22 protein-coding genes are annotated in these 24,157 nt (G+C 64.3%); 12 read left to right on the top strand and 10 right to left on the bottom strand.

Annotated elements, in window-relative coordinates; all coding sequences use genetic code 11:
* Positions 1–167 precede the first annotated feature (167 nt).
* The 6 genes from VSR82_RS13020 to VSR82_RS13045 all read left to right on the top strand — a co-directional run bounded on the left by VSR82_RS13020 (position 168) and on the right by VSR82_RS13045 (position 7,388).
* Positions 168–1,778 (top strand): FMN-binding glutamate synthase family protein, encoded by a 1,611-nt coding sequence (locus VSR82_RS13020; protein ID WP_368584508.1) that lies wholly within the window; start codon positions 168–170, stop codon positions 1,776–1,778.
* A 182-nt stretch (positions 1,779–1,960) separates the two neighbouring features.
* Complete coding sequence (gene glyQ, locus VSR82_RS13025; RefSeq protein ID WP_013088411.1) at positions 1,961–2,968, top strand: glycine--tRNA ligase subunit alpha; 1,008 nt, start codon at positions 1,961–1,963, stop codon at positions 2,966–2,968.
* 15 nt (positions 2,969–2,983) lie between these two features.
* A complete protein-coding gene (glyS, locus tag VSR82_RS13030) occupies positions 2,984–5,083 on the top strand; it encodes a glycine--tRNA ligase subunit beta (RefSeq protein ID WP_429460898.1) in 2,100 nt (699 codons plus the stop codon).
* Between the two features lie 10 nt (positions 5,084–5,093).
* The gene (gene gmhB, locus VSR82_RS13035) at positions 5,094–5,648 is read left to right on the top strand and encodes a D-glycero-beta-D-manno-heptose 1,7-bisphosphate 7-phosphatase (protein WP_368584506.1); all 555 of its coding nucleotides are present in this window, start codon (positions 5,094–5,096) and stop codon (positions 5,646–5,648) included.
* Between the two features lie 39 nt (positions 5,649–5,687).
* The gene (locus VSR82_RS13040) at positions 5,688–6,446 is read left to right on the top strand and encodes a lysophospholipid acyltransferase family protein (RefSeq protein WP_368584505.1); all 759 of its coding nucleotides are present in this window, start codon (positions 5,688–5,690) and stop codon (positions 6,444–6,446) included.
* A 48-nt stretch (positions 6,447–6,494) separates the two neighbouring features.
* The gene (locus tag VSR82_RS13045; RefSeq protein ID WP_429460901.1) at positions 6,495–7,388 is read left to right on the top strand and encodes a M48 family metallopeptidase; all 894 of its coding nucleotides are present in this window, start codon (positions 6,495–6,497) and stop codon (positions 7,386–7,388) included.
* Positions 7,389–7,397: 9 nt separating this feature from the next.
* On the opposite strand, the gene VSR82_RS13050 is transcribed toward VSR82_RS13045, so the two are convergent.
* Genes VSR82_RS13050 through VSR82_RS13070 form a run of 5 tightly spaced genes read right to left on the bottom strand, consistent with a single transcriptional unit; the run spans position 7,398 to position 11,194 of the window.
* The gene (locus VSR82_RS13050; RefSeq protein WP_410848138.1) at positions 7,398–8,147 is read right to left on the bottom strand and encodes an IclR family transcriptional regulator; all 750 of its coding nucleotides are present in this window, start codon (positions 8,145–8,147) and stop codon (positions 7,398–7,400) included.
* A gap of 41 nt (positions 8,148–8,188) precedes the next feature.
* Positions 8,189–8,941, bottom strand: a complete 753-nt coding sequence (locus VSR82_RS13055; protein ID WP_309235086.1) for an amino acid ABC transporter ATP-binding protein — start codon at positions 8,939–8,941, stop codon at positions 8,189–8,191.
* The gene (locus VSR82_RS13060) at positions 8,938–9,582 is read right to left on the bottom strand and encodes an amino acid ABC transporter permease (RefSeq protein WP_429460904.1); all 645 of its coding nucleotides are present in this window, start codon (positions 9,580–9,582) and stop codon (positions 8,938–8,940) included. Before VSR82_RS13060 ends, VSR82_RS13055 begins: the two co-directional genes overlap by 4 nt.
* Before the next feature lie 21 nt (positions 9,583–9,603).
* Positions 9,604–10,320 (bottom strand): amino acid ABC transporter permease, encoded by a 717-nt coding sequence (locus VSR82_RS13065; protein WP_368584501.1) that lies wholly within the window; start codon positions 10,318–10,320, stop codon positions 9,604–9,606.
* A gap of 37 nt (positions 10,321–10,357) precedes the next feature.
* Positions 10,358–11,194 (bottom strand): ABC transporter substrate-binding protein, encoded by an 837-nt coding sequence (locus tag VSR82_RS13070; protein WP_368584500.1) that lies wholly within the window; start codon positions 11,192–11,194, stop codon positions 10,358–10,360.
* 340 nt (positions 11,195–11,534) lie between these two features.
* Between VSR82_RS13070 and gloA the strand changes: the two genes are divergently transcribed.
* Positions 11,535–11,930 carry a lactoylglutathione lyase gene (gloA, locus tag VSR82_RS13075; RefSeq protein WP_176122451.1) on the top strand — a complete coding sequence of 132 codons (396 nt, stop codon included), beginning with the start codon at positions 11,535–11,537 and terminating at the stop codon, positions 11,928–11,930.
* Between the two features lie 187 nt (positions 11,931–12,117).
* On the top strand, positions 12,118–13,065 hold the full coding sequence (locus VSR82_RS13080) for a DMT family transporter (RefSeq protein ID WP_498857734.1): 948 nt from the start codon (positions 12,118–12,120) through the stop codon (positions 13,063–13,065).
* 41 nt (positions 13,066–13,106) lie between these two features.
* Here the strand turns inward: VSR82_RS13080 and rsmA are convergent, their stop codons facing one another.
* The 4 genes from rsmA to VSR82_RS13100 all read right to left on the bottom strand — a co-directional run bounded on the left by rsmA (position 13,107) and on the right by VSR82_RS13100 (position 18,886).
* Complete coding sequence (gene rsmA, locus VSR82_RS13085) at positions 13,107–13,949, bottom strand: 16S rRNA (adenine(1518)-N(6)/adenine(1519)-N(6))-dimethyltransferase RsmA (protein ID WP_429460908.1); 843 nt, start codon at positions 13,947–13,949, stop codon at positions 13,107–13,109.
* A 109-nt stretch (positions 13,950–14,058) separates the two neighbouring features.
* On the bottom strand, positions 14,059–15,069 hold the full coding sequence (gene pdxA, locus VSR82_RS13090; RefSeq protein WP_368584496.1) for a 4-hydroxythreonine-4-phosphate dehydrogenase PdxA: 1,011 nt from the start codon (positions 15,067–15,069) through the stop codon (positions 14,059–14,061).
* Positions 15,070–15,083: 14 nt separating this feature from the next.
* Positions 15,084–16,448: a peptidylprolyl isomerase gene (locus tag VSR82_RS13095; protein WP_368584495.1), complete on the bottom strand. Its 1,365-nt coding sequence runs from the start codon at positions 16,446–16,448 to the stop codon at positions 15,084–15,086.
* A gap of 65 nt (positions 16,449–16,513) precedes the next feature.
* On the bottom strand, positions 16,514–18,886 hold the full coding sequence (locus VSR82_RS13100; RefSeq protein ID WP_429460913.1) for an LPS-assembly protein LptD: 2,373 nt from the start codon (positions 18,884–18,886) through the stop codon (positions 16,514–16,516).
* Between the two features lie 223 nt (positions 18,887–19,109).
* On the opposite strand from VSR82_RS13100, the gene VSR82_RS13105 reads away from it, so the two are divergent.
* Entirely contained in the window at positions 19,110–20,177 is a 1,068-nt protein-coding gene (locus tag VSR82_RS13105; RefSeq protein ID WP_429460915.1) for an aminoglycoside phosphotransferase family protein, read from the top strand.
* Positions 20,178–20,180: 3 nt separating this feature from the next.
* Positions 20,181–20,894, top strand: a complete 714-nt coding sequence (gene murU, locus VSR82_RS13110) for an N-acetylmuramate alpha-1-phosphate uridylyltransferase MurU (protein ID WP_429460917.1) — start codon at positions 20,181–20,183, stop codon at positions 20,892–20,894.
* A gap of 3 nt (positions 20,895–20,897) precedes the next feature.
* Here murU and VSR82_RS13115 read toward each other — a convergent pair whose 3' ends face one another.
* Positions 20,898–22,796, bottom strand: a complete 1,899-nt coding sequence (locus VSR82_RS13115; RefSeq protein ID WP_429460919.1) for an ABCB family ABC transporter ATP-binding protein/permease — start codon at positions 22,794–22,796, stop codon at positions 20,898–20,900.
* Positions 22,797–23,001: 205 nt separating this feature from the next.
* Here VSR82_RS13115 and VSR82_RS13120 point away from each other — a divergent pair, with 205 nt between their 5' ends.
* Positions 23,002–23,397, top strand: a complete 396-nt coding sequence (locus VSR82_RS13120; RefSeq protein WP_013088392.1) for an acyl-CoA thioesterase — start codon at positions 23,002–23,004, stop codon at positions 23,395–23,397.
* A 122-nt stretch (positions 23,398–23,519) separates the two neighbouring features.
* The gene (locus VSR82_RS13125; RefSeq protein WP_368584490.1) at positions 23,520–24,131 is read left to right on the top strand and encodes a glutathione S-transferase family protein; all 612 of its coding nucleotides are present in this window, start codon (positions 23,520–23,522) and stop codon (positions 24,129–24,131) included.
* The last annotated feature ends 26 nt before the right edge of the window (positions 24,132–24,157 follow it).

Here is a 24,157-nt window from a genome sequence, read left to right on the forward strand (position 1 = left end):
CCTTCGCGTACGACGCTCGGCTTCCATTCGCAGGACTCATCTTCGGGCTTCGCCGGTCCACGCCGCGCCGTGACCCGCAGCCGCCAGTTTTCCTTCGCGGCGGATACCGCACGCGCCCCTCGCGCGGACGATCCCGCCGCAATGATCTTCACCGCACTGGAGTCCCCATGTTTTCTCGACGCTATCTGGCCATGTGGTGCGCAATCGCGCTCGCCGCGGTATGTGCCGCGCTCGCCACGACGCATCGCCTGTCGTGGTTCTGGATCATCGTGCCGGCCGCGCTCGTCGCGCTCGGCGTGTTCGACCTGACGCAACAGCGCCACGCGATCCTGCGCAACTACCCGCTGTGGGGCCACCTGCGTTTCATTTTCGAATTCATCCGGCCGGAGATCCGCCAGTATTTCGTCGAAGACGACACCGACGAAAAGCCGTTCTCGCGCGCGCAACGCAGCATCGTCTACCAGCGCGCGAAGAACGATGTGGATAGCCGCCCGTACGGCACCGAGCTCGACGTGAAGGCGGTCGCGCACGAATGGATCAGCCACTCGCTCGCGCCGACCAGGCTCGACGGTCACGACTTTCGCATCGTCGTCGGTCCCGATCGCGCGCAGCCGTATTCGATGTCGATCTTCAACGTATCGGCGATGAGCTTCGGCTCGTTGTCGGCCAACGCGATCATGGCGCTGAACCTCGGCGCGAAGAAAGGCAACTTCGCTCACGACACCGGCGAAGGCTCGATGTCCAAATATCATCGCGAACATGGTGGCGACATCATCTGGGAAATCGCGTCCGGTTATTTTGGATGTCGTAACGACGACGGCACCTTCAACGCCGAGAAGTTCGCGAAGCAGGCCGCCGAGCCGCAGGTGAAGATGATCGAGGTGAAGCTGTCGCAAGGCGCGAAGCCGGGTCACGGCGGCGTGCTGCCGGCCGCGAAGATCACGCCCGAAATCGCCGAGACGCGCGGCGTACCGATGGGCCGCGACTGCATCTCGCCCGCGACGCACTCCGAGTTCTCGACGCCGCGCGAGCTGCTCGAATTCGTCGAACGGCTGCGCACGCTGTCGGGCGGCAAGCCGACCGGCTTCAAGCTGTGCATCGGGCATCCGTGGGAATTCTTCGGGATCGCGAAGGCGATGCTGGAAACCGGCATCCTGCCGGACTTCATCGTCGTGGACGGCGCGGAAGGCGGCACCGGCGCGGCGCCGCTCGAATTCACCGATCACGTCGGCGTGCCGTTGCAGGAAGGTCTGCTGCTCGTGCACAACACGCTGGTCGGCATCGGTTTGCGGCAGCGCATCCGCATCGGCGCGAGCGGCAAGATGATCACCGCGTTCGATATCGCCAAGACGCTCGCAATCGGCGCCGACTGGGTCAACGCGGCGCGCGGCTTCATGTTCGCGGTCGGCTGCATCCAGGCGCAGACCTGCCATACCGGCCGTTGCCCAACCGGCGTCGCGACTCAGGACCCGGTGCGCCAGCGCGCGCTGGTAGTGCCGGACAAGGCCGATCGCGTGTTCAACTTCCACCACAACACGCTTCACGCGTTGCAGGAGATCATCCAGGCCGCCGGGCTTCGGCATCCGGCGGAACTGCGCGCGCATCACATCGTGCGGCGCGTGTCGTCGCATGAGGTGCGGCTGATGTCGGAGCTGCTCAAGTATCTCGAACCGAACGACCTGCTGAACGGCAACTTTCGCTATACGCTGTTCGAGAAGTACTGGCCGATCGCGCAAAGCGATTCGTTCTCGCCGAAGGCGGAGCTGGCGGCGAGCTGAGTGCGCGCGGAGCCTCGCCGCGCCGCCTGTCGCCCAAAAGCCGCATCGCGGTCCGTCCGCCCCCGCAAAACGGGCCGCCCCCCTTCCTTTCCGTTAAAATCTCGGGTTTAGCACTTCGCTCCACGGCCCGCTCGCGCGCTTAGGCGCGCGCCGCACGGCCCCCCATGCCCGAAAGGCACTTCATGCTCACGTTTCAGCAAATCATCCTGACCTTGCAGTCCTACTGGGACAAGCAGGGCTGCGCGTTGCTCCAGCCGATCGACATGGAAGTCGGCGCGGGCACGTCCCACGTCCATACGTTTCTGCGGGCAATCGGCCCCGAGCCGTGGCGCGCCGCCTACGTGCAGCCGTCGCGCCGCCCGAAAGACGGCCGCTACGGCGAGAACCCGAACCGTCTGCAGCACTACTACCAGTACCAGGTGGTGCTCAAGCCCGCGCCGGAAAACATTCTCGACCTGTACCTCGGCTCGCTCGAAGCGCTCGGCTTCGACCTGAAGCAGAACGACGTGCGTTTCGTCGAAGACGACTGGGAAAATCCGACGCTCGGCGCGTGGGGTCTCGGCTGGGAAGTGTGGCTCAACGGCATGGAAGTGACGCAGTTCACGTACTTCCAACAGGTCGGCGGTCTCGACTGCAAGCCGGTGCTCGGCGAAATCACCTACGGGCTCGAGCGCCTCGCGATGTATCTGCAGAAGGTCGAGAACGTCTACGACCTCGTCTGGACCGAGTGGGAAGAGCAAGGCCCGAACGGCCCCGAACTGCGCCGCCTGACCTATGGCGACGTGTATCACCAGAACGAGGTCGAGCAGTCCACCTACAACTTCGAGCACGCGAACGTCGATCTGCTGTTCACGTTCTTCAACAGCTACGAAGCGGAAGCGAAGCGCATGATCGATGCGCAGATCGCGCTGCCCGCCTATGAACTCGTGCTGAAGGCCGGCCACACGTTCAACCTGCTCGACGCGCGCGGCGCGATTTCGGTCACGGAACGCGCGGCGTACATCGGCCGGATTCGCGCGCTGTCGCGTCTGGTCGCGCAGGCCTACTACGACTCGCGCGAAAAGCTGGGCTTCCCGATGCTCGGCAATCCGGTGCATGGCGTGCCCGGCCTCACCACCGACGAGCAGGACGCCGCGATGCCCGCGTGGGCGCCGCCGCTGAAAGTCGAACGCAAGATCGACCAGGACTGACGAGAACTTCAACCAATGACTCAATCTCAACACGCTACCCTGCTCGTCGAGCTGCTGACCGAAGAACTGCCGCCGAAGGCGCTCGCGCGTCTCGGCGACGCCTTCGCCGAAGGCATTGCGCAGCGCCTCGCGGCGCGCGACCTGATCGAAGGCGAACCGTCGTTCGAACGCTTTGCCACGCCGCGCCGTCTCGCGGTGACGATTCACAACGTGCGCGCGGTCGCGCCGGAAAAACACGTGCGCGAAAAAGTGCTGCCGGTTTCCGTCGCGCTCGATAAAGACGGCCAGCCCACCGCGCCGCTCGCGAAGAAACTCGCCGCGCTCGGCTTCCCCGACTTCACGGTAAACGACCTCGAACGCGCGCAGGACGGTAAAGCCGAAGCGTTCTTCCTGCGCTACGCGGCGCCGGGCGCGACGCTCGCCGACGGCCTGCAAGCCGCGCTCGACGAAACGCTCGGGAAACTGCCGATTCCGAAGGTGATGACGTATCAGCGCCCGGACGGCTCGAGCGTGCAGTTCGTGCGCCCGGTGCATCGTCTAACTGCGTTGCACGGCGAACAGATCGTGCCGGTGAGCGCGCTCGGCATCGACGCCGACGACACCACGCTCGGCCACCGTTTCCTGTCCGAAGGCTTCGTGCAGATCCAGCACGCGCAGTCGTATGCCGAAACGCTCGAACACCGCGGCCGCGTGATCGCGAGCTTCGCCAGGCGCAAGGAAGCGATCCGCTCGCAACTGCTCGCGCATGCCGGCGAGGACAAGGTCGTGATGCCCGAAGCGCTGCTCGACGAAGTGACGTCGCTGGTCGAATGGCCGGTCGTCTATGAGTGCCGCTTCGAGGACGAATTCCTGCAGGTGCCGCAGGAATGCCTGATCCTGACGATGCAGACCAACCAGAAGTACTTCGCGCTGACCGATGCGAATGGCAAGCTGCGCTCGCGCTTTCTGATCGTGTCGAACATCGAGACGGCGACGCCGGTCGAAATCGTCGAAGGCAATGAGCGCGTGGTGCGTCCGCGTCTCGCCGACGCGAAGTTCTTCTTCACGCAGGACATGAAGAAGCCGCTCGCGGATCGCGTGCCGCTGCTCGCGAACGTCGTGTATCACAACAAGCTCGGCTCGGCGCTGCAACGCGTGGAGCGGCTCGAAGGACTGGCCGGCGCGATTGCCGCAATGACCGGCGCCGACGTCGCGCGCGCCACGCGCGCCGCGCGTCTCGCGAAGGCCGACCTGATCACCGACATGGTCGGCGAATTCCCCGAGCTGCAAGGCACGATGGGCACGTACTACGCGCGCCACGACGGCGAGCCGGAAGAAGTTGCGCTCGCGTGCTCGGAACACTATCAGCCGCGCTTCTCGGGCGACGCGTTGCCCACCACCGAGACCGGCACCGTCGTCGCGCTCGCCGACAAGCTCGAAACGCTGGTCGGCATCTGGGGCATCGGCCTGCAGCCCACCGGCGAAAAAGACCCGTTCGCGCTGCGCCGTCATGCGCTCGGCGTGCTGCGCATCCTGATCGAGAAGCAGTTGAACGTCGACTTCGTCGATCTGCTGCGCATCGCTTATGCGCAATTCGCCGGCATGCCGAACGTCGCCGATTCCACCGAAGCGATCTACGAGTTCAGCATGGACCGCCTGCGCGGCCTGCTGCGCGAACGCGGCTACGCGGCCGGCGAAATCGACGCGGTGCTCGCGCTGAACCCGACGCGGCTCGACGACATCGTCGCGCGCCTCGACGCGGTGCGCGAATTCGCGTCGCTCGCCGAAGCGGCGTCGCTGGCGGCGGCCAACAAGCGGATCTCGAACATCCTGAAGAAGTCGGAAGGCGTGACGAACGGCGGCGTGCAGCCCGGCTTGCTCACCGAAGCAGCGGAGAAGGCGCTCAACGAGCAGCTCGAACAGGTGACGCCGCGCGTGCAATCGCAACTGGCCGTGCGCGACTACACCGGCGCGCTGACGGCACTGGCCGCGCTGCGCGAGCCGGTCGACACGTTCTTCAACGACGTGATGGTCAACGCGGAAGACCCGGCGTTGCGCGCGAACCGTCTGGCTCTGCTTGGCGCGCTGCATCAGCAGATGAACTGCGTCGCCGATATTTCCCGACTCGCCGCCTGAGCACCGCGCCATGCCGATCAAGAAAGTGGTGATCCTCGACCGCGACGGCGTGATCAACGTCGACTCCGAAGCGTTCATCAAGTCGCCGGACGAATGGGTTGCGCTGCCCGGCTCGCTGGAAGCGATCGCACGCCTGAACCAGGCGGGCTATCGCGTCGCGATCGCGACGAATCAGTCGGGCATTGGCCGCGGCCTGTTCGACATGGATGCGTTGAACGCGATGCATCTGAAGATGCACCGGATGGCGGCAGCGGTCGGCGCGCGCATCGAAGCGGTGTTCTTCTGCCCGCATACGGCGGAAGATCACTGCGAATGCCGCAAGCCGAAGCCCGGCATGCTGAAGATGATCGCCGAGCGTTTCGAGGTCGATCCGGCGCATACGCCGACCGTCGGCGATTCGCTGCGTGATCTGCAAGCGGGCGCGGCGCTCGGTCATCCGACGCACCTCGTGCTGACCGGCAAGGGCCGCAAGACCCTCGCCGCGGGCGGCCTGCCCGAAGGCACGATCGTGCACGACGACCTGCGCGCGTTCGCGCTCGACTTTCTCGCCGACGCGCAGGAATAAACGCGCACCACGCGCTCCCAACCCTCACCGACCACGCCGATGCGCTTTATCCGTTCCCTGCTGCTGCTGATTTATTTCGTTGTGGTCACGGTGCCGTACGCGACCGCGTGCATCATCGCCTTTCCGTTCCTGCGCGCGGAAAACCGCTACTGGATGGCGGCCGGCTGGTGTCGCTTGACGCTGTGGGCGGTGCGCTTCCTGAACGGCATCCGCTACCGCATCGAAGGTTTCGAGAACCTGCCCAACGGCCCGGCCGTGCTGCTGTCGAAGCATCAGTCGGCGTGGGAAACGATCGCGTTTCCGGCGATCATGCCGCGCCCGCTGTGCTACGTGTTCAAGCGCGAGCTGTTGTATGTGCCGTTCTTCGGCTGGGCGCTCGGCATGCTGAAGATGGTCCACATCAACCGCAAGGAAGGCAAGTACGCGTTCGAATCGGTCACGAACCAGGGCAAGGCGCGCATGGCCGAAGGCGCATGGGTCATCATGTTTCCGGAAGGCACGCGCACGCCGACCGGCAAGCAGGGCAAGTACAAGACCGGCGGCGCGCGCTTTGCGATCGCAACCGGCGCTCCGGTCGTACCGATCGCGCACAATGCGGGTCGTGTGTGGCCGCGCAACTCGTTTACGAAATATCCGGGTATAGTCACGGTGTCGATTGGCAAGCCGATCGAAACGACGGGGCTCACGCCCGACGAAGTGAACACGCGCGTCGAACAGTGGATCGAAGCCGAAATGCGCCGCATCGATCCAACTGCCTACAGCGCGGCGGCTAACGACTCCGCCGCCGCTCCCATCTGACGCGCCACGCCCTCGAAGCCCGAGGGCGTCTTGCGCGAAGCGAAGCCGATGCAGAAGTCTCCCACGCCGCAGCCCGCCGCGGCGCTCGAAAACCGGCAGCTCGATCTCCCGCTCTTCGCCGAGCCGGGGTCGACGTCGTCGACTCCTTCACCTTCCACGCCGGGCTCGTCCGGCACCGCGCCGGCCCGGCCGCCCGTCGCGCCGCTCGCGCCGGACGGCAGCAAGCTGCGCAGCCTCACCATCGGTTCACGCACGCTGCATTACGCGCTCAAGCGTTCCGCGCGCCGCTCGATCGGCTTTGCGATCGATAGCACCGGCCTCACCATCACCGCGCCGCGTTGGGTCACGCTCGCCGATATCGAAACCGCGATCACCGAAAAACAGCGCTGGATTTTTACGAAGCTGATCGAATGGCAAACGCGCGTCGAACAGCGAGCGTTGCCGAAGATCGATTGGAAAGATGGCGCCCAAGTGCCTTACCTCGGTCAGCCGGTGCGCGTGACGCTCGGCGCGCCGCAAGGCATGCTCGCGTTCAGCGCCGAGCACGGCGCGCTGCAATTGCCGCTGCCGTTGCAAGCCGATCCGCAGCAGATCAAGGATCGCGTGCAGGGCTGGCTGCAAGGCGAAGCGAAGCGGCTGTTCGGCGAACGTCTCGCGATCTACGCGCAGAAGCTCGGCGTCAACTATCGCTCGTATGCGCTGTCTTCGGCGGCGACACGTTGGGGCAGTTGTTCGAGCGACGGCAAGATCCGCCTGAACTGGCGGCTCATTCACTTTCCGCTATCGATCATCGATTACGTCGTCGCGCACGAGTTGGCGCATCTGCGCGAGATGAATCACAGTCCGCGCTTCTGGCAGACGGTCGAATCGATTTTTCCCGAATTCCGCGAGGCGCGTCAGACACTGAAGTCGCATCCGCCGGAGTTGTTGCCGACGCTTTGAGGCCGGGCGCTATCTCTGCGAGAGCGCTTTCGCGGACTGCAACAGATCGTCGAGCATCACGCCGCGCCTGTCCGGGCTCGTGTCGCGGCCAGTCATGAAACATAGCGCTGCGATCGGCAGTCCCGCACGGTCGCGAATCGGCGCTGCCATACAAAGCCTGAACGCGTTCGAAAGTCCTTCGGTGCAGCAGTAGCCTCGTTCTTTCGCGGCCTGCACGTCCTTCAGGAATTCGTCGAATTCGATGCTCGCCCCGTTGTCGAGGACGAAGTCTTCCGGCGGAATCAGCGCGCGGATCTCGTCGGCGCTCAGGTGACCTAGCAGCAGACGTCCCGTCGCGGTCCAGGGTATCGGCACTCTCACGCCGATGTCCGAACTGATGTTGAATGGCCGTGCACTGTGCTCGGACAACACGACCGTGTACTTGTTGCCTTCCAGCATGCACAGCTGCGTGGTCTCGTCGTACTTTCTCACCAGTCCCAGAATGGATTGATGCGCGCGGCTGATCAAATCGTTGTGCGTTGCGTAGTCGGACCCGTAGTAGTGCATCTCGCGCCCAAAGAACACGCTGCCATCCGTGGCGGTCTCGAGCCAGCCCACTTCCGTGAGAATCGCGACCAGCTCGTAAATACTCGATCGCGGCGCACCGGTTGCCTCGATCAGTTCGCGCATCGTCAGCGGGCGTTGGGCGATATGCAATTGCCGGAACATCGCGATTACGCGGTCCACGCCTCTCGCCCGAGACGATTCAGTAACAGCCATGCGTTCACTCCGTAATGCGTTGATCCGCGTTGATCCGACCGTCAATGGTCGAGAACTCGATGCAGAAACTGCCGGGTGCGTTCGTTCGACGGATTGACGAAGATCTGCTCCGGATCCCCCTGCTCGGCGATGACGCCCTTGTCCATGAAGACGACGCGGTCAGCGGTCTTGCGGGCAAAGCCCATTTCATGCGTGACGACGACCATCGTCATGCCGTCGCGCGCAAGCCCGCGCATCACCTCGGTAACCTCGCCGACCAGTTCCGGGTCGAGCGCGGACGTCGCCTCGTCGAAGAACATGATGCCGGGCTCGACCGCGAGCGCTCGCGCAATCGCCACGCGTTGCTGCTGGCCGCCCGAGAGCTGGCTGGGATAGTGTTCCGCGCGGTCCGCGAGCCCGACGCGATCGAGTGTCTCCATCGCGCGCTTGCGCGCATCGGCCGGACTCATGCGGCGCGCCTTGATCAGCGCAAGCGTGACATTGCCGAGCGCGGTCTTGTGAGGAAACAGATTGAACTGCTGAAAGACCATGCCGACGTGGCCACGAATCTCCCGTGCCCGACGCGGATCATGCAAGGGCACCTCGTTGACCCAGACCTCGCCGGAATCGGTGGTCTCCAATCCCGCCATGATTCGCAGGACTGTGCTCTTGCCCGAGCCGGACGCGCCGATCAGCACCAGCACTTCACCCGAGCGGACCTCGAGATTGATTTCGTTCAACACCCTGGTCGAACCGAATGCTTTGCTGACACCTGTCAGTGAAATGATCGGCCTGGTTTGGCTTTGGTTACTCACGACAATCTCCTGCGGTCATGGTGGCGCACCCATTGCGAAAGCGGGAAGCACACGGCGAAGTAAATGAGTGCGACGAGTCCATAGATTTCCACCGGCTTGCCGATCCGGTCGACGATCGCCTGGCCACCGTGCATCAGCTCGGACATTCCGATCATGCTGACGATCGAGGTGTCCTTGATGAGCGACAGATACTGACCGATGAGAGGCGGCAACACGATCTTTCCAGTCTGGGGCAGCACGACGAACGAGAACGCCTGAGCCCGCGTGAGGCCGAGGATCTGCGATACCTCCCATTGACCTTTGGGTACCGCCTCGATCCCCGAGCGGAAAATTTCGGCGATATAGGCACCCTGATAGACGCTCAAGCCAATCGCGCCGGCAGCGAACACATCGATCGCATAACCGAAGTACGACACGCCGAAATAGATCAACATCAGCGTGATCAGCACCGGCGTGCCGCGAAACAGCTCCGTATAGAGTCTGGCGATGCGGTCCGTGCCCCACGGTCCGAACGATCGCAACACCGCGGCGAACAGGCCAATGAGCGTGCTGCCCACGATGGACGCGATGGAGAGCAACAGCGTCGTCACCAGACCCTGAAACAGGATCGATAGACTGGTTTTCAGCAATTCGACTGACATGATCCAACTCCAATCCGGGAATCAGGCCCGCTTCGTCCGGCGCAGAAAGCCTGTCCCGAAGCCGGTGCGCGCCGGCAGGGCGAGGGGAGGATGAAAGATCCGCGCGCCGAGCTGGCCCGCAAGCCAGGACAGCACGTTACTGAGCACGAGATACGCGACGAGCGTCACGCTGAACGTCTGCAGGTAGAGAAGCGTTCGCGAGTTGATCACGGTCGCGGTGCCAGTCAACTCCGGCAATGCAATGGCGGACAGCAGCGACGTGCCGAGCAGCAACTGGATCAGGTAGTTGACGATGGCCGGATAGACCGCGCGCGTCGCCTGCGGCAGCACGACCTCGACGAAGATCTGCGCGCGTTCGAGGCCGAGAATGCCGGCAGCCTCGAGCTGGCCTCGCGGCACCGACTGTATGCCGGCGCGGAACACTTCCGACAGGTAAGCACCGACATTGAGGCCGAGCGCAATGACGCCCGCCCAGTATGCGTCGAGCGAAATACCCGCGGACGGCAGACCGAAGAACACGATGAAAATCTGCAGGAGGACAGGCGTATTGCGGATGATTTCAACGTAGCCACGGGCGATCCACCGAAGCAGTGCGAGCGGAGAAGCGCCGGCGAGCGCGGTCAACAACCCGAGGACTAGCGCCAGTACGAAGGCCAGCACGGTCACCTGCAACGTCAGCCAGCTCGCGCTCAAAAACTCGGGCACGTAGCCCCACAAAGTCAGCCACTCGTAACTCATCTCATGCTCCCCATCGTGCGGGTTTCACTGCCGCGCTTCAAAACTGCGGATTGAGCGGATAGCGCGGATCGGTGCCGAACCACTTGTTGTAGAGCTGCGCGTTGAGCTTCGACGCATTGACGTTGAAGAGGAACAGATTCAGATAGTTGAGCCATTCCTGATCACCGGCCTTGACGCCGAACGCGTTGTATTCGAGCGGGACCAGCGCTTCGTTCGTGACGGCAAGCTCAGGATCGAGCTTGGCCTGATACGCGAGGAAGTTGTTGTCCTCGATCATCGCGTCGGCCTGCCCCTGCTTGACGGCAAGTATCGCGGCCTGCGAGCTGTCGTATTCCTGGATCTTGACGGGGATATTCAGCGAGCGAACTTCATCGCCATTGGTCGAGCCCTTGACCGTCGCGATCGTGCGACCGCCCATGTCCTTGATCGACTGAATGCCGCTGCTTTTCTTGACCAGCAGTGCTTCGCTGGCAACCACGTAGGGCGTCGTGAATTCGATCACTTTCGCGCGCTCCAGATTACGCGTGAAATTGCAGAACACGACGTCCACCTTGCTGGTCTGCAGATTCGGAATCCGGTTGGCGCTCGTCGTATTCACGACCTCGAGCTTCACGCCCATCTGCTTCGCGAGTTCCTTCGCGAGGTCCACGTCATAGCCGTCCGGCTGGCCGTCCTTGTTATAGAACCCGAACGGCGCGAACGTGAGGCAGTCCCCGACGCGCAGCGTGCCTCGCTGCAACACGCCCTGAAGCGTCGACGGAGATGCCGCCGCGCTCTGCTCCGGCGTGGCGACCTTGGTGCAGCCAGTGATTGCGAGCAATCCAGCAACAGCGAACAGAAGGGCGGTTTTGGCGCCTCGATTGGCAAGCTTCATGGGCGGGGGTCCTAAGCGGAGAAGAGAGTTCCGGGGCGGACATATCGGCTTCAGCGCCTTTCGGCATGCCTGAAAAAATTCGCCGGGTCACGCACCGTTTGTCCGATATATCAGACTGATATCTGACGAACCGGATTGATACTGAGTGTTGGACACTAATATCGAACCCGCAACCGGACACAAACCCTTATTGCCCACACCTTTTTGTTGAAATAAGTCCGAGCGGATTCCATGAGGCGCATCCTGTCCGGGCTGGCCCGCGCCGTCTCGACCTATCAGGCAATCATTTACAATTCACGCAGGTCAATGCATTTATCGACAAACTGTCAAAGGAGTACTCATGCGTATCCTGCATACCATGCTTCGAGTCGGTGATCTGGACGCCTCGATCCGTTTTTACACCGAAGTTCTCGGCATGCGCCTGCTTCGAAAGAACGACTACCCGGACGGGAAGTTCACTCTTGCATTCGTCGGTTACGAGGACGAATCCGAGGGCGCGGCAATCGAACTGACCTACAACTGGGACACGAGCAAGTACGACCTCGGAACCGGGTACGGTCACATCGCCCTCGAAGTCGACGACGCCTATGCGGCGTGCGAACAGGTGAAGAAACGTGGCGGCGTCGTGACGCGCGAAGCGGGACCCATGAAACACGGCACGACGGTCATCGCCTTCGTCGCCGATCCGGACGGGTACAAGATCGAACTGATCCAGAAGAAGGGACGAGTCGACTGACTCGAGTTCAACCGTTCACGCTGGACACTTTCGGAAACGCATGCGCCCGCTATCCAGATTCGAGCGCGGCGCCAGAACGACCATAAAGACCGGCTTCACGTTGTACCCGGGGATTTGCTGCCGGGCGTATTCGCCCGGCAATCCTGTCTCGCGCCGGCACTATCAAAAAAAGCCGACTATTCACGACATGAGCACGACCACCGCCCTACCCGCGCGCCGCGCGCCGGATAGCTTCGCGATCCTGTTGATGATCGGCCTATGCGCAATCTGGGGACTGCAACAGGTCGCGATCAAGACCACCAATGCCGCGGTGCCGCCGGTCTTTCAGGCGGGGCTGCGCTCGACGATCGCGGCGCTGCTCGTGTGGGCATGGGCACGCTCGCGCGGCGCGCCGCTCTTTCGCGACGACGGCACGCTCGGTGCGGGCCTGCTCGCGGGCGTGCTGTTCGCGGCCGAGTTCGTCTGTATCTTTTTCGGCCTGACGCTGACTAGCGCGTCGCGCATGGCGGTGTTTCTCTACACGGCGCCGTGTTTCACGGCACTCGGCCTGCACTGGTTCGTCGATGGCGAACGCATGCGGCGCATCCAATGGCTCGGCATCGTCGTCGCGTTCGCGGGGATAGCACTCGCGTTCGCCGATGGCTTCCTGCACCCGGACGCCGGCGCGGCAGCAAGCGTAGCCCACGGCTCGACGCTAGCGGGCGCGGCCGGCGATGCGCTCGGCGTGCTCGCGGGCATCGCATGGGCCGCGACCACGGTGGTCGTGCGCGGCTCGCGGCTGGCGCAGACGAGCGCGAGCAAGACGCTGTTCTATCAGTTGACGGTGTCGGCGGTGGTGCTGCTCGCACTGGCGCTCACGCTCGGCGAAGTGCGCGTGGAAAGCGTGACGCCGCTCGCGTTCGCGAGCCTCGCGTATCAGGCTGTGATCGTCGCATTCGTCAGCTATCTGTTGTGGTTCTGGCTGTTGACGCGTTACATCGCATCGCGGCTGTCGGTGTTTTCGTTCCTGACGCCGATGTTCGGCGTGACCTTCGGCGTGCTGCTGCTCGGCGAGTCGTTCAGCGCGCGCTTTCTGATCGCCGCGCTGCTGGTGCTGACCGGTATCGCGCTCGTCAACGCGCCGGCAAAACGATAAGCGGCTCGACGGCGGCGCGCCGCCGTCGTCAAACGTTGAGGCTATTCCGGCGCCGCGGCCGAGCGCGCCGCCACCGCCTGCGCCACGCTCACGTATTCGGCAACCGGCACGTCCTCCGCGCGGCGTTGCAGATCGAAGCCGAGTGCATCGAAATCGACGGTATCGCGCAGCGCGGCAAGCGTGTTGCGCAGCATCTTGCGACGCTGCGAGAACGCCGCCGTCACTACGTCGCCGAGCACGTTTTCATCGACTACCGGCATTTCGTGCCGCTCGTACGGGATCATCCGCACGATCGCCGAATCGACCTTCGGCGGCGGCTGGAATGACTCGGGCGGCACGTCGAGCTGCTTGTCGATCACGTAGCGGTATTGCAGCATCACCGACAGGCGACTGAACGCCTTCGTGCCCGGTTCCGCGACCATCCGCTCGACCACCTCGTTCTGCAGCATGAAGTGCTGATCGATCACGCGATCCGCGAAGGTCGCCAGATGAAACAGCAGCGGGCTCGAAATGTTGTACGGCAGATTACCGACGATGCGCAGCGACGCCTTCTCGCCCGGTGCCGCGAGCGATCCAAAGTCGAACTCGAGCGCGTCGCCCGAGTGCAGTTCGAGCAGGTCGCCGAACTTCGTCTTCAGACGGCCGATCAGATCGCGGTCGAGCTCGACGGCGTGCAGCGGCGACTCGGGCGTCGCGAGCCGCTCGATCAGCGGCTCGGTCAGCGCGCCGAGGCCCGGACCGATCTCGACCATGCGCTCGCCGCGCTGCGGCCGGATCACGTCGACAATCGAATCGATCACGCCCATGTCGACCAGAAAGTTCTGACCGAAACGCTTGCGCGCGAGATGGCCCTGGTGCCGGCCTTGCTGTCTGCTGGTGGACATCGAAGAAACGCTAGAAAGAAAACTGCTTGAGAATGAACGAGGTCACGTATGGAAATACGACGCCACGCGGCGCGTCAAGCGCATCGCAAGCGCTCACGTCGCCCGCGCGTCAGCCCGCGCGACGGTGCTGCGCCATCGAAACAGCCGTCTCGATCGCGGCCATCAGGCTGCCCGCGTCGGCGCGGCCGGTGCCGGCCAGATCGAGCGCAGTGCCGTGGTCGACCGAGGTGCGGATGATCGGCAGGCCGAGCGTCACGTTGATCCCTTCGCCGAACGTCGCGAATTTCAGCACCGGCAGGCCCTGGTCGTGGAACATCGCGAGCACGCAGTCGGCTTCGTCGAGATAACGCGGCTGGAACAGCGTGTCGGCCGGATACGGACCGCGCGCATCGATGCCCTCGCCGTTCACCTGCTGCAACGCCGGCGTGATCACGTCGATTTCCTCGCGGCCCAGGTAGCCGTTTTCGCCCGCGTGCGGATTGAGCCCCGTCACGAGAATACGCGGCGCGGGCAAACCGAAGTGATGACGCAGGTCGTGATCGATGATGCGCAGCGTCGCGACGAGGCTTTCGATCGTCAAGGCCGCCGACACGTCCTTCAATGGCAGATGCGTGGTCGCGAGCGCGACGCGCAGCGGCCGCTTGCCGGTGCCCGCGAGCATCATCACGACGCGCGGCGTATGGGTGCGCTCGGCCAGATATTCGGTGTGGCCGGTGAACGGCACGCCGGCGTCGTTGATCGTGCTTTTTTGCAGCGGCGCGGTGACGATCGCGTCGAACCTGCCGGCCACTGCGCCGTCGATCGCCGCATCGAGCAGATCGAGCACATAGCGGCCGTTCGCGGCGTCGAGCTTGCCTGCCTGTGCAGGCGCGCCGAGCGGGTGAGGTTCGAGCCGCACGCGCGGACCCTGCGCGAGCAGCGCGGCCCAATCGACGCCGACCGCGCGCGCCCGCTCAACGAGCAATTGCGCATCGCCGAGCACGGTGAACTGTGCGTGAGGCCAGTGCGCCGCCGCCCCCGCCAGCGCCTGCGCGGTCAGCTCGGGACCGACGCCGGCGGGCTCGCCGGTTGTGATCGCGATCTGCAGCGGGCGGTGGGTGGGCTCAGCAGCGCTCGTCATGGCATGGGCTCCGGTTACTGCACGTTCGCCGTGGTCGGCTTCACTTCGACGTACGCGGTATCGCGCAACTCGCGCAGCCAGTCGGCGTACGCCTGTTCCGCCTTGCGCTGACCGATGGCCTGACGCGCGAGATCCATCTGCTGCGCAATCGAGCCCTCCGCATCGCGGCGGCCGAGCACCTGAATCAGGTGGTAGCCGTATTCGCTGCGCACCGGCTCGCTGATCTGGCCGTCCTGCAGCGCGTTCATCGCGCGCTCGAACTCGGGCACCGTCTCGCCCGGGCTGATCCAGCCGAGGTCGCCGCCTTGCGACGACGAGCCGTCCTGCGAGTAGGTGTGCGCGAACTTCGCGAAGTCGCCGCCCGCGGCGATCTGATTGCGGATGTCGATCAGCTTCTGGCGTGCCTGCGGTTCGGACTGGCCGTCGCCGACGCGCAGCAGAATGTGGCGCACATGCGTCTGCACGAGCTTCGGCGCATCCGCGCTGCTGCCCTGGCCGGCACGGCGCTCGACCAGACGCACGATTTCGAAGCCGTCGTTGGTGCGGATCAGATCCGGACTGATCTCACCCGGACGCAGTGTGGAGGCCGCCTTCACGAACTCGGGCGGCAGCTTCGACGGTGCGAGGAAGCCGAGATCGCCGCTGTTCTTCGACGCGTCCGGCGCCTGCGAATTGGCCTTCGCGAGCTTGGCGAAATCCGCGCCGCCCTTCGCTTCGGCGAGCAGCCCCTGGGCTTTCTTCTGCGCCGCCTCGATGTCGGTTTCCGGCGCGTTCAGCGGCGCACTCACGAAAATGTGCTGCATGTGCAGGTCGCTCGTCTGGCCGGCGCCCGGGCCGCGCTGGCTGGCGATGTAGTTCGCGACCTCGGCGTCCGTCACCGTGATCTTGCTGTCCACTTCCTTCTCGCGCAGACGCGACAGCGTCAGCTCCGTGCGCGCGTCGTTCGAGAACGTGGCCCAGGGCACGCCTTGCGCCTCGATGCGCGCGCGGTACATTGCGAGCGGCATGTTGTTCGCCTGCGCGAGACGCTCGAGCGTGCGCTGCACCGCTGCGTCGTCGATGTTGATGCCGTCTTCCTTGGCCTTTTGCAGCTGGATGCGCTCGAGCACCATCTGCGTGAGCACCTGCTGGCGCAACTGGTCCGTCGGCGGCACCGGAGCGTTCTGCTGGTTCAGCCGGTGCGCGATCAGACCGACCCGCTCGTCGAGCTCGCGCTGCGTGATGACACCGTTGTTGACCACCGCGGCGATGGTGTCGACCGTCTGGCCGCTATTGCCGCCCAATGCCTGCGCCTGTACCGACGCGACTGGAACGAAGGACGCCGCGGCGACGAGACCCGCCGCGAGTATTGCCAAGCGAAGCTGTTTCATGATTGCCACAGATACTCCAATGATGTCGGGCGCTTCGCCCGTCTTTTCGCAAGCCGTGAATGACCGGGCGACCGTCATTCGTAGTTGGTGAACCGCGACTCCGGCGGTGGCGGTGGCGGCAACGGCGTGTAGCCGGCCACACTGCTGCGGAACGCGGTCATCAGCCCGTTGTCGACGCTCGACAAGCCCTTGAACGTCAACTGCGCCAGAAACCGCGTGCTCGACTGATTCTGTCCCGACGAGTTCAGGCCGTTCGCGTAGCGCTGGATGCCGGCGCCGAGCGTCCAGCAATCCGCGTCGTATTGCAGGCCGACCAGGCCGTCGACGATACGGTGGCCACCGAGGTCATAGTTGAACCGGCCGACACCGTACATCCGGTGCGACAGCGGCCATTGACCCGAAATCAGCACCTGATTGATCGGCTGGTTGTCGAGCGTGGTGTTGGCGCGGGTGTAGCGGTACGCCACGTTGAGGACCTTGCCGGTCTCCGGACTGAAGCCGAAGCCGACGCTCGTCTTCGTGAGCTGGTTATTGTCCGCATTATATTGGAACGCCGTTTCCGAAGCGAAACCGGCACCCAGCTTGATCGCCGCACCCGCGATCAGGTCCGAGTGCGTGGCCTGCGCGCTCGTCTGCGAAGGCTGCAACGTGACACGCTGATCGCGGAAATAGTACTGCTGCGCGATCACGAAGCGCGCGCGTTCGTCGCCGGTGGCCGGGTTGATGAAGCGCGTGGTGAGACCAGCGGTCAGGCGGTTCGCGTCGGCGATCCGGTCGTTACCGACGAACGTGTTCGGCGTGAAGATTTCCGCGAGGCCGAAGTCGGACTCGGCGGTATCGAACAGCGGCGCGTTGTTCTGGTTGCGGTACGGCGTATAGACGTAGTACAGCCTCGGCTCCAGCGTCTGGATGAAATCCTGGCCGAACAGGCGCACCGAGCGCTCGAAGGTCAGCCCCGTGTCGAACGTAAAGGTCGGGATCGACTCGGTGAAATTCTTCTGCGGGTTCGGCACCCCGTTCAGATCGGTGCCGATGTTGTTCAGGTTGTACGACGCGAAGTGCCACTGCACCTTCGGCGTGACGAAGTAGCCCGGCCCCACCACCGAATACGACACGTACGGGTTGAACAGCACCCGCTGGCCTTCGGTCAGGTCCGCGGTGGTGATGCGGAAGTTCGTGTAGTCGGCTTCGGCGCCGAAGTCGAAGCCGCCGACGTTGTACTTCGCGTACTTCACGTTCAACTGCGGCTCGCGGCCGTACGGCGCGACCGACTCCTGCAGCGTCTGCCAGTGCTGCTCGCGCGCGAGCACGGACCACGGCCCGTTGTTGTAGGTCACCCCGGCTTCCTGCTGATACAGGAGCTGGAGGCCGTTCATGAACTGGTTGACCGACGACGACAGGTCTTGCGGATAGGTGTTATCCGAGACCTTGTTGTAGTAGATGTAGCCGCCGAAGCCGTTACCGAAATTCTGGTTGTGCTGGATGTACAGCGCGTAGCGGTTGGTCTTCGTCAGGCGATCGTCAGGCAGAAATTCACCGGTGATCGAACCGGAATACGTTGGCGACAGATAGCGGAACGTGCTCTGCAACTGCACACCGCGCTTCGAGATCAGACGCGGCGTGACCGTCAGATCTCGATTCGGCGCGATGTTGAAGTAATACGGCACCGACAGCTCGAAGCCGTTCGACGAGCTGAGCGAGAACGTGGGCGGCAACAGGCCGCTGCGCCGCTCGCCCGACAGCGGGAACGACAACCACGGCGACGCGAACACCGGCACGCCCTGGAAGAACAGCACGCTGTTGTAGGCGACGCCTTCGTCGGCGCCGGTGTCGAAATCGAACTCGCTGCCCTTGATGTACCAGGCCGGATCGTCCGTGCACGCGCACGCGGTGTAGGTGGCCTTCGTGAACACCGAGCGCTCGGCGTCGAGCAGGTCGACGCGCTGCGCGCTGCCCGAGCCGCCCGTCAACGTGAAGCGATACTTCGGCGCGGTCATGAAGCCTTCGGTCGAATCGACGCGCAGATGCGCTTCGGGCCCGATGAAGGTATTGCCGGTATTGATCACGTGGACATTGCCGTACGCATCGGCCATGTCCGTGTCCTGGTCGTAGTGCAGGCCATCGGCCTTGATCACGGACGTGTTGTGGCGCACTTCGGCCGAGCCCTTGGCGGCCAGATCCTGGTCGACCGTGCCGCTCGCATGGTCGCCGAGCACGAAGGTGGCCGGCCGCTGGCCCGTTTGCAACGGATGATCCTCGAGCTGTGGCGCGAGCTGCATGCCCCACGGCGGGTAGACCGCTTGCGGTTGCGCAGCTTCCCCCACCAGCTGGGCGTGCGCAAGCGCGGGCATCAGGCCCGGAACGGCGACAAGCGCCGCGACGAGCCGCCTTTTGCGCGGCACTACTGCACAGGAAGGAGTGGTATCGGAAAGCTGTCTGGGCGGCATGTATCGTTTGGCGAGTCGACCCGTGTGCAAGCTTCCGTCGTCACGATCCACCGCCTGCACACCGCGACCGTGAGAGTCGGCTGCACGTCTGGATCCCAATTTGCCGAGTGATGAGGCGGGCGGTAAAACGGAGCACGCGAAAGCTGGCGTGTGAGTCGCGTCAAAAAAGTCGTGGGGTATTATATGGCAAGACGTTGTCCCCAAGAATTTGCCGCCGCTTTTCATGACGCTGCCTTCCACCCAAGACTTCACCGACACCCGCCTCTCCCTGCTCAAGGCCTGGCTGCAAGGCCACGCCGCACGCCATGCGCTGGAGCTCGACACGATCGTTCCGGCCTCGTCCGACGCCAGTTTCCGCCGCTATTTCCGGCTCGCCGGTAAGGCGCCGCAAGGCAACGGCGTGGCCACGCTGATCGCCGTCGACGCGCCGCCGCCCGAAAAATGCCGCGAATTCGCGCAGATCGCGCAATTGCTCGACGCGGCCGGCGTGCACGTGCCGCGCGTGCTCGAGGTCGACTTCGACGCGGGCTTCATGCTCGTCACCGATCTCGGCACCGCGCCGTACCTCGGCGCGCTGATCGACGCGCAGGCCGCGGGTGATACCCGCGCGGCCCGCACGCTGATACGCGACGCGCTCGACGCTCTGATCCGCTGGCAGCTCAGCTCGCGCGCAGACGTGCTGCCGCCGTTCGACGAAGCGTTCCTGCATCGCGAAATGGAGCTGATGCCCGAGTGGTTCATCGGCCGGCACCTTGGCCGCGAGGTCGATGCCGCAACGCGCGCGCAGCTCGATCGCACGTTCGCGCTGCTGATCGCGAGCGCGCGCGCGCAGCCGCAAAGCTTCATGCTGCGCGATTTCATGCCGCGCAATCTGATGATCACCGAGCCGAACCCCGGCGTGATCGACTTCCAGGACGCGGTGTACGGGCCGATCACGTACGACGTCGTGTCGCTGCTGCGCGATGCGTTCCTCAGCTGGGACGAGGAGTTCGAGCTCGACTGCTTCGTGTACTACTGGGAGCGCGCGAAAAAAGCCGGCCTGCCGGTCGATGCCGATTTTGGCGAGTTCTATCGCCAGCTCGAATGGATGGGGCTGCAGCGGCACATCAAGGTGCTCGGCCTGTTCTGCCGCATCAACTACCGCGACGGCAAGGCGCATTACATGAAAGACCTGCCGCGCTTCATCGGCTATGCGCGCAAGGTGGCCGAGCGTTACGCGCCGCTGCGCGGGTTCGCGAAACTGCTCGACGACCTCGAAGGCCGCGCCCAGGAAATCGGCTACACCTTCTGACCGATGACGACGTCCGTGAATAAAGCGATGATTTTCGCCGCGGGCCGCGGCGAGCGCATGCGTCCGTTGACCGACGCGTGCCCGAAGCCCTTGCTCGAAGTGGGCGGCAAGCCGCTGATCGTGTGGCAGATCGAACGGCTCGCGCGGGCCGGCATCCGTAGCATCGTGATCAATCATGCGTGGCTCGGCGCGCAGCTCGAAGCCGCGCTCGGCGACGGTTCGCGCTGGCAGGTCGAATTGCGCTACTCGCCCGAGCACGAGGCGCTGGAGACCGCGGGCGGCATCGCGCAGGCGCTCCCGCTACTGACCGACGACGGCGCGGATCACGTGTTCGTCGCGGTGGCCGGCGACGTCTACACCGATTACGACTACGCCGCACTGCACGCGCACGCCGGCGCGCTGCAGGCGCTGCCCGAGCCCGGCATGCATCTGGTAATGGTGCCGAATCCGCCGTTTCACCCGAACGGCGACTTCGGCCTCGTCGACGGCGTGCTGTCGCTCGACACGCAGCCGCGCCTCACGTTCGGCAGTTTCGGGCTGTACGACACGCGCATGTTCCGCGATCTGCCGCGGGGCACACGGCGCGCGCTGAGCCCGTATTATCGCGAGACGATCGCGCGTGGGCTCGCGAGCGGCGAGCTGTACGAAGGCGTGTGGGAGAACGTCGGCACGCAGGCGCAGCTGGAAGCGCTCGATCGGCTGTTGCGCTCGCGCTGAGCTTTACTTCGCCGCGCTCTCGCCCGCGCCGACCGCTTCCGCCCTTTCCACCGCGTCCGTGGTCTGCGCGGCGCGCTGCTGCAACGCCCACATCTGCGCGAACAGGCCGTTCGCGCGCAATAGCTCGGCGTGCGTGCCGCGCTCGACGATGCGCCCCTTGTCCATCACGATGATCTGCTGCGCGTGCACGACCGTCGATAACCGGTGCGCGATGATCAGCGTCGTGCGTTCGCGCGCGATCAGGTCGAGTTCGTGCTGGATCGCGCGCTCCGAGCGTGAATCCAGTGCGGACGTCGCTTCGTCGAACAGCAGGATCGGCGGATTCTTCAGGATGGTCCGCGCGATCGCGACGCGCTGCTTTTCGCCGCCGGACAGCTTGAGCCCGCGCTCGCCGACCGGCGTGTCGTAGCCCTTCGGCAGACTCTCGATGAACTCGTGGATGTGCGCGGCGCGCGCCGCCGCGATCACTTCGTCGCGCGTCGCCGACGGCCGCCCGTACGCGATGTTGTAGTAGATCGAGTCGTTAAATAGCACCGTGTCCTGCGGCACGATGCCGATCGACGCGCGCAACGAATCCTGCGTGACGTCGCGAATATCCTGCCCGTCGATCCGGATCGCGCCGCCCGTCGCGCGGTCGAGATCGTAGAAGCGGAACAGGAGCCGCGCGAGCGTCGACTTGCCCGAGCCGCTGTGGCCGACCACCGCGGTCGTCGTGCCGGCCGCGATGGTAAAGCTCACGTCGTGCAGAATCGGTCGCGAAGACTCGTACGCGAAGCTCACGTTGTCGAAACGCACCTGCGCGCCGCTGACCTGCAAGGCCACCGCATTGGGCGCATCGGGCACTTCCTGCGGCGCGCCGAGCAGCGTGAACATGCGGTCCATGTCGGTCAGGCTTTGCTTCAGCTCACGATAGACCACGCCGAGAAAATTCAGCGGGATATACAGCTGCAGCATGAACGTGTTGATCAGCACCAGGTCGCCGAGCGTCAGGCGCCCGGCCATCACGCCCTGGGTCGCGCGCCACAGGATGAACACGAGCCCCGTGCCGATGATCGCCTGCTGTCCGAAGTTCAGCGCCGACAGCGAACGCTGCGACTTGATCGCCGCCGCGCGATAGCGCTTCAGGTTTTCGTCGTAGCGGCTCGCCTCCCACTCCTCGTTGCCGAAGTACTTGACGGTCTCGTAGTTGAGCAGCGAGTCGATCGCGCGCGAATTCGCCTTCGAATCGAGCTCGTTCATCGTGCGGCGAAAGTGAGTGCGCCACTCGGTGACCTTCACCGTGAACGCGATGTAGGCCGCGAGCGCGATGAACGTGACGATCGCGTAATAGGCCTCGTACTTGACGACGAAAAAGCCGAGAACGAGCCCCACTTCGACGAGCGTCGGCAGGATGCTGTACAGCGAATAGGAAATCAGCTGCGTGATGCCGCGCGTGCCGCGTTCGATATCGCGCGACATGCCGCCCGTCTGCCGCTCCAGATGGAAACGCAGCGACAGCCCGTGCAGATGACGAAACACTTTCAGCGCGAGCTGGCGCACCGCGCTTTCCGTCACTTTCGAAAACAGCATTTCGCGCAGCTCGGTGAAGAACGACGTGGACAGCCGCACCACCGCATACGCGACCACCAGCAAACCGACACCGCCGAGCAGCACGATGCCGGGCGCGTCCTGCGCGCGGCCGAGCGCGGTCAGATGCCGGATCGACGCGAGACTGTCGACGATGTGCTTCATCACGATCGGCACGCCGAGGTTCGCGACCTTCGCGCCGATCAGGCAGCCGAGCGCGATGCCGACTCGCCATTTGTAGGTTGCAAGATATGGCAGCAGCGACAGGATCGTTTGCCAGTCGTTGCGGGGTCCGGTGGAAATCGGCGAAGGTTCTGACGAAGGGGCGCGGCGCATAAATCGTGGAGAGAGTGTGGAACTGCCGGAGTTCGCAGCGGCGCGGCTCGCGCGCCTGGCTGGGCGCTTTCCCGTACAATTCGTGATCCCCCGTATTGTCGCAGAAGCCAGCTGGCGGCGCTTTCCGCAGCCTATGGTCGGGCTGGCCCAGCCGTTGCGTCCGTGCGCGTCAATACACTCGAACACGTTTCCCAAGGATGTCCCGATGACCGATCTTCTTCAACTTCCTTCCAAGCCTTGCGCGCTGCGCGTGATGCCGCAGCCGTCGGACGCGAACATTCACGGCGACGTTTTCGGCGGCTGGATCATGGCGCAGGTCGACATCGCCGGCTCGATTCCGGCAAGCCGTCGCGCGAATGGACGGGTCGCGACGATCGCGGTCAATTCGTTCCTGTTCAAGCAGCCGGTGTTCGTCGGCGACCTGCTGAGCTTTTACGCGGATATCGTGAAGACCGGCAATACGTCGGTGACGGTGTCGGTCGAGGTCTACGCGCAGCGGATGAGCCTGTCGCAGGAAGTCGTCAAGGTCACGGAAGCGATCCTCACCTACGTCGCCACCGATAGCGACCGCCGTCCGCGCGCACTGCCCGTGCTGGACTGAGCCAGCAAGGATGCTTAAGCTAGCGGTTCCCCGCGTCACGCGCCGCGCCACCCGCTAGCCGTTGCAGCCGATCAGCGCACGAGGCCCGGGCGCCCCATAGTCGCTCTTCTAATGGATACGTGATGAAACTGATCGGAATGCTCGACTCGCCGTACGTGCGGCGCGTCGCCATCTGCATGAAGCTGCTCGCGCTCGACTTCGAACACGAGTCGATTTCGGTATTCCGCACCTACGACCAGTTCGCAAAGATCAACCCGGTCGTCAAAGCGCCGACGCTCGTCGCCGACAACGGCGCGGTCGTGATGGATTCGACGGTGATCCTGCAGTATCTGGCGACGCTCGCCGGTCCCACTCCGCTGTTCCCGACTCAAGCCGACGCGGCGTTGCGCGCCGCGCGCCTGACGGGTCTCGCGCTCGCCGCGTGCGAAAAGAGCGTGCAGATCGTCTACGAGCGCAATCTGCGGCCGCAGGAGAAGCAGCATGAACCGTGGGTGGAGCGCGTAAGAGCGCAACTGCTCGCCGCCTATGCCGAACTCGAACGCGAGTTGGGCGAAGGGCCGCTGCCCGACACGCAGCAGCAGTTCAGCGCGGCGGACGTGGCCGTCGCCGTCGCATGGCAGTTCACGCACATGCTGCTGCCGGAGGCGGTCAGCAAGGCCGATCATCCGCGGCTCGAGAAATTTTCCGCGTTCGCGGAAAGCCTGCCGGTATTCAAGGACACGCCAGCGGAGTGACCGGCGTTTGACACGGCCCGCGGCGA

The sequence above is a fragment of the Burkholderia sp. JPY481 genome (assembly GCF_038900515.1).
Lineage (GTDB): Bacteria > Pseudomonadota > Gammaproteobacteria > Burkholderiales > Burkholderiaceae > Paraburkholderia > Paraburkholderia youngii.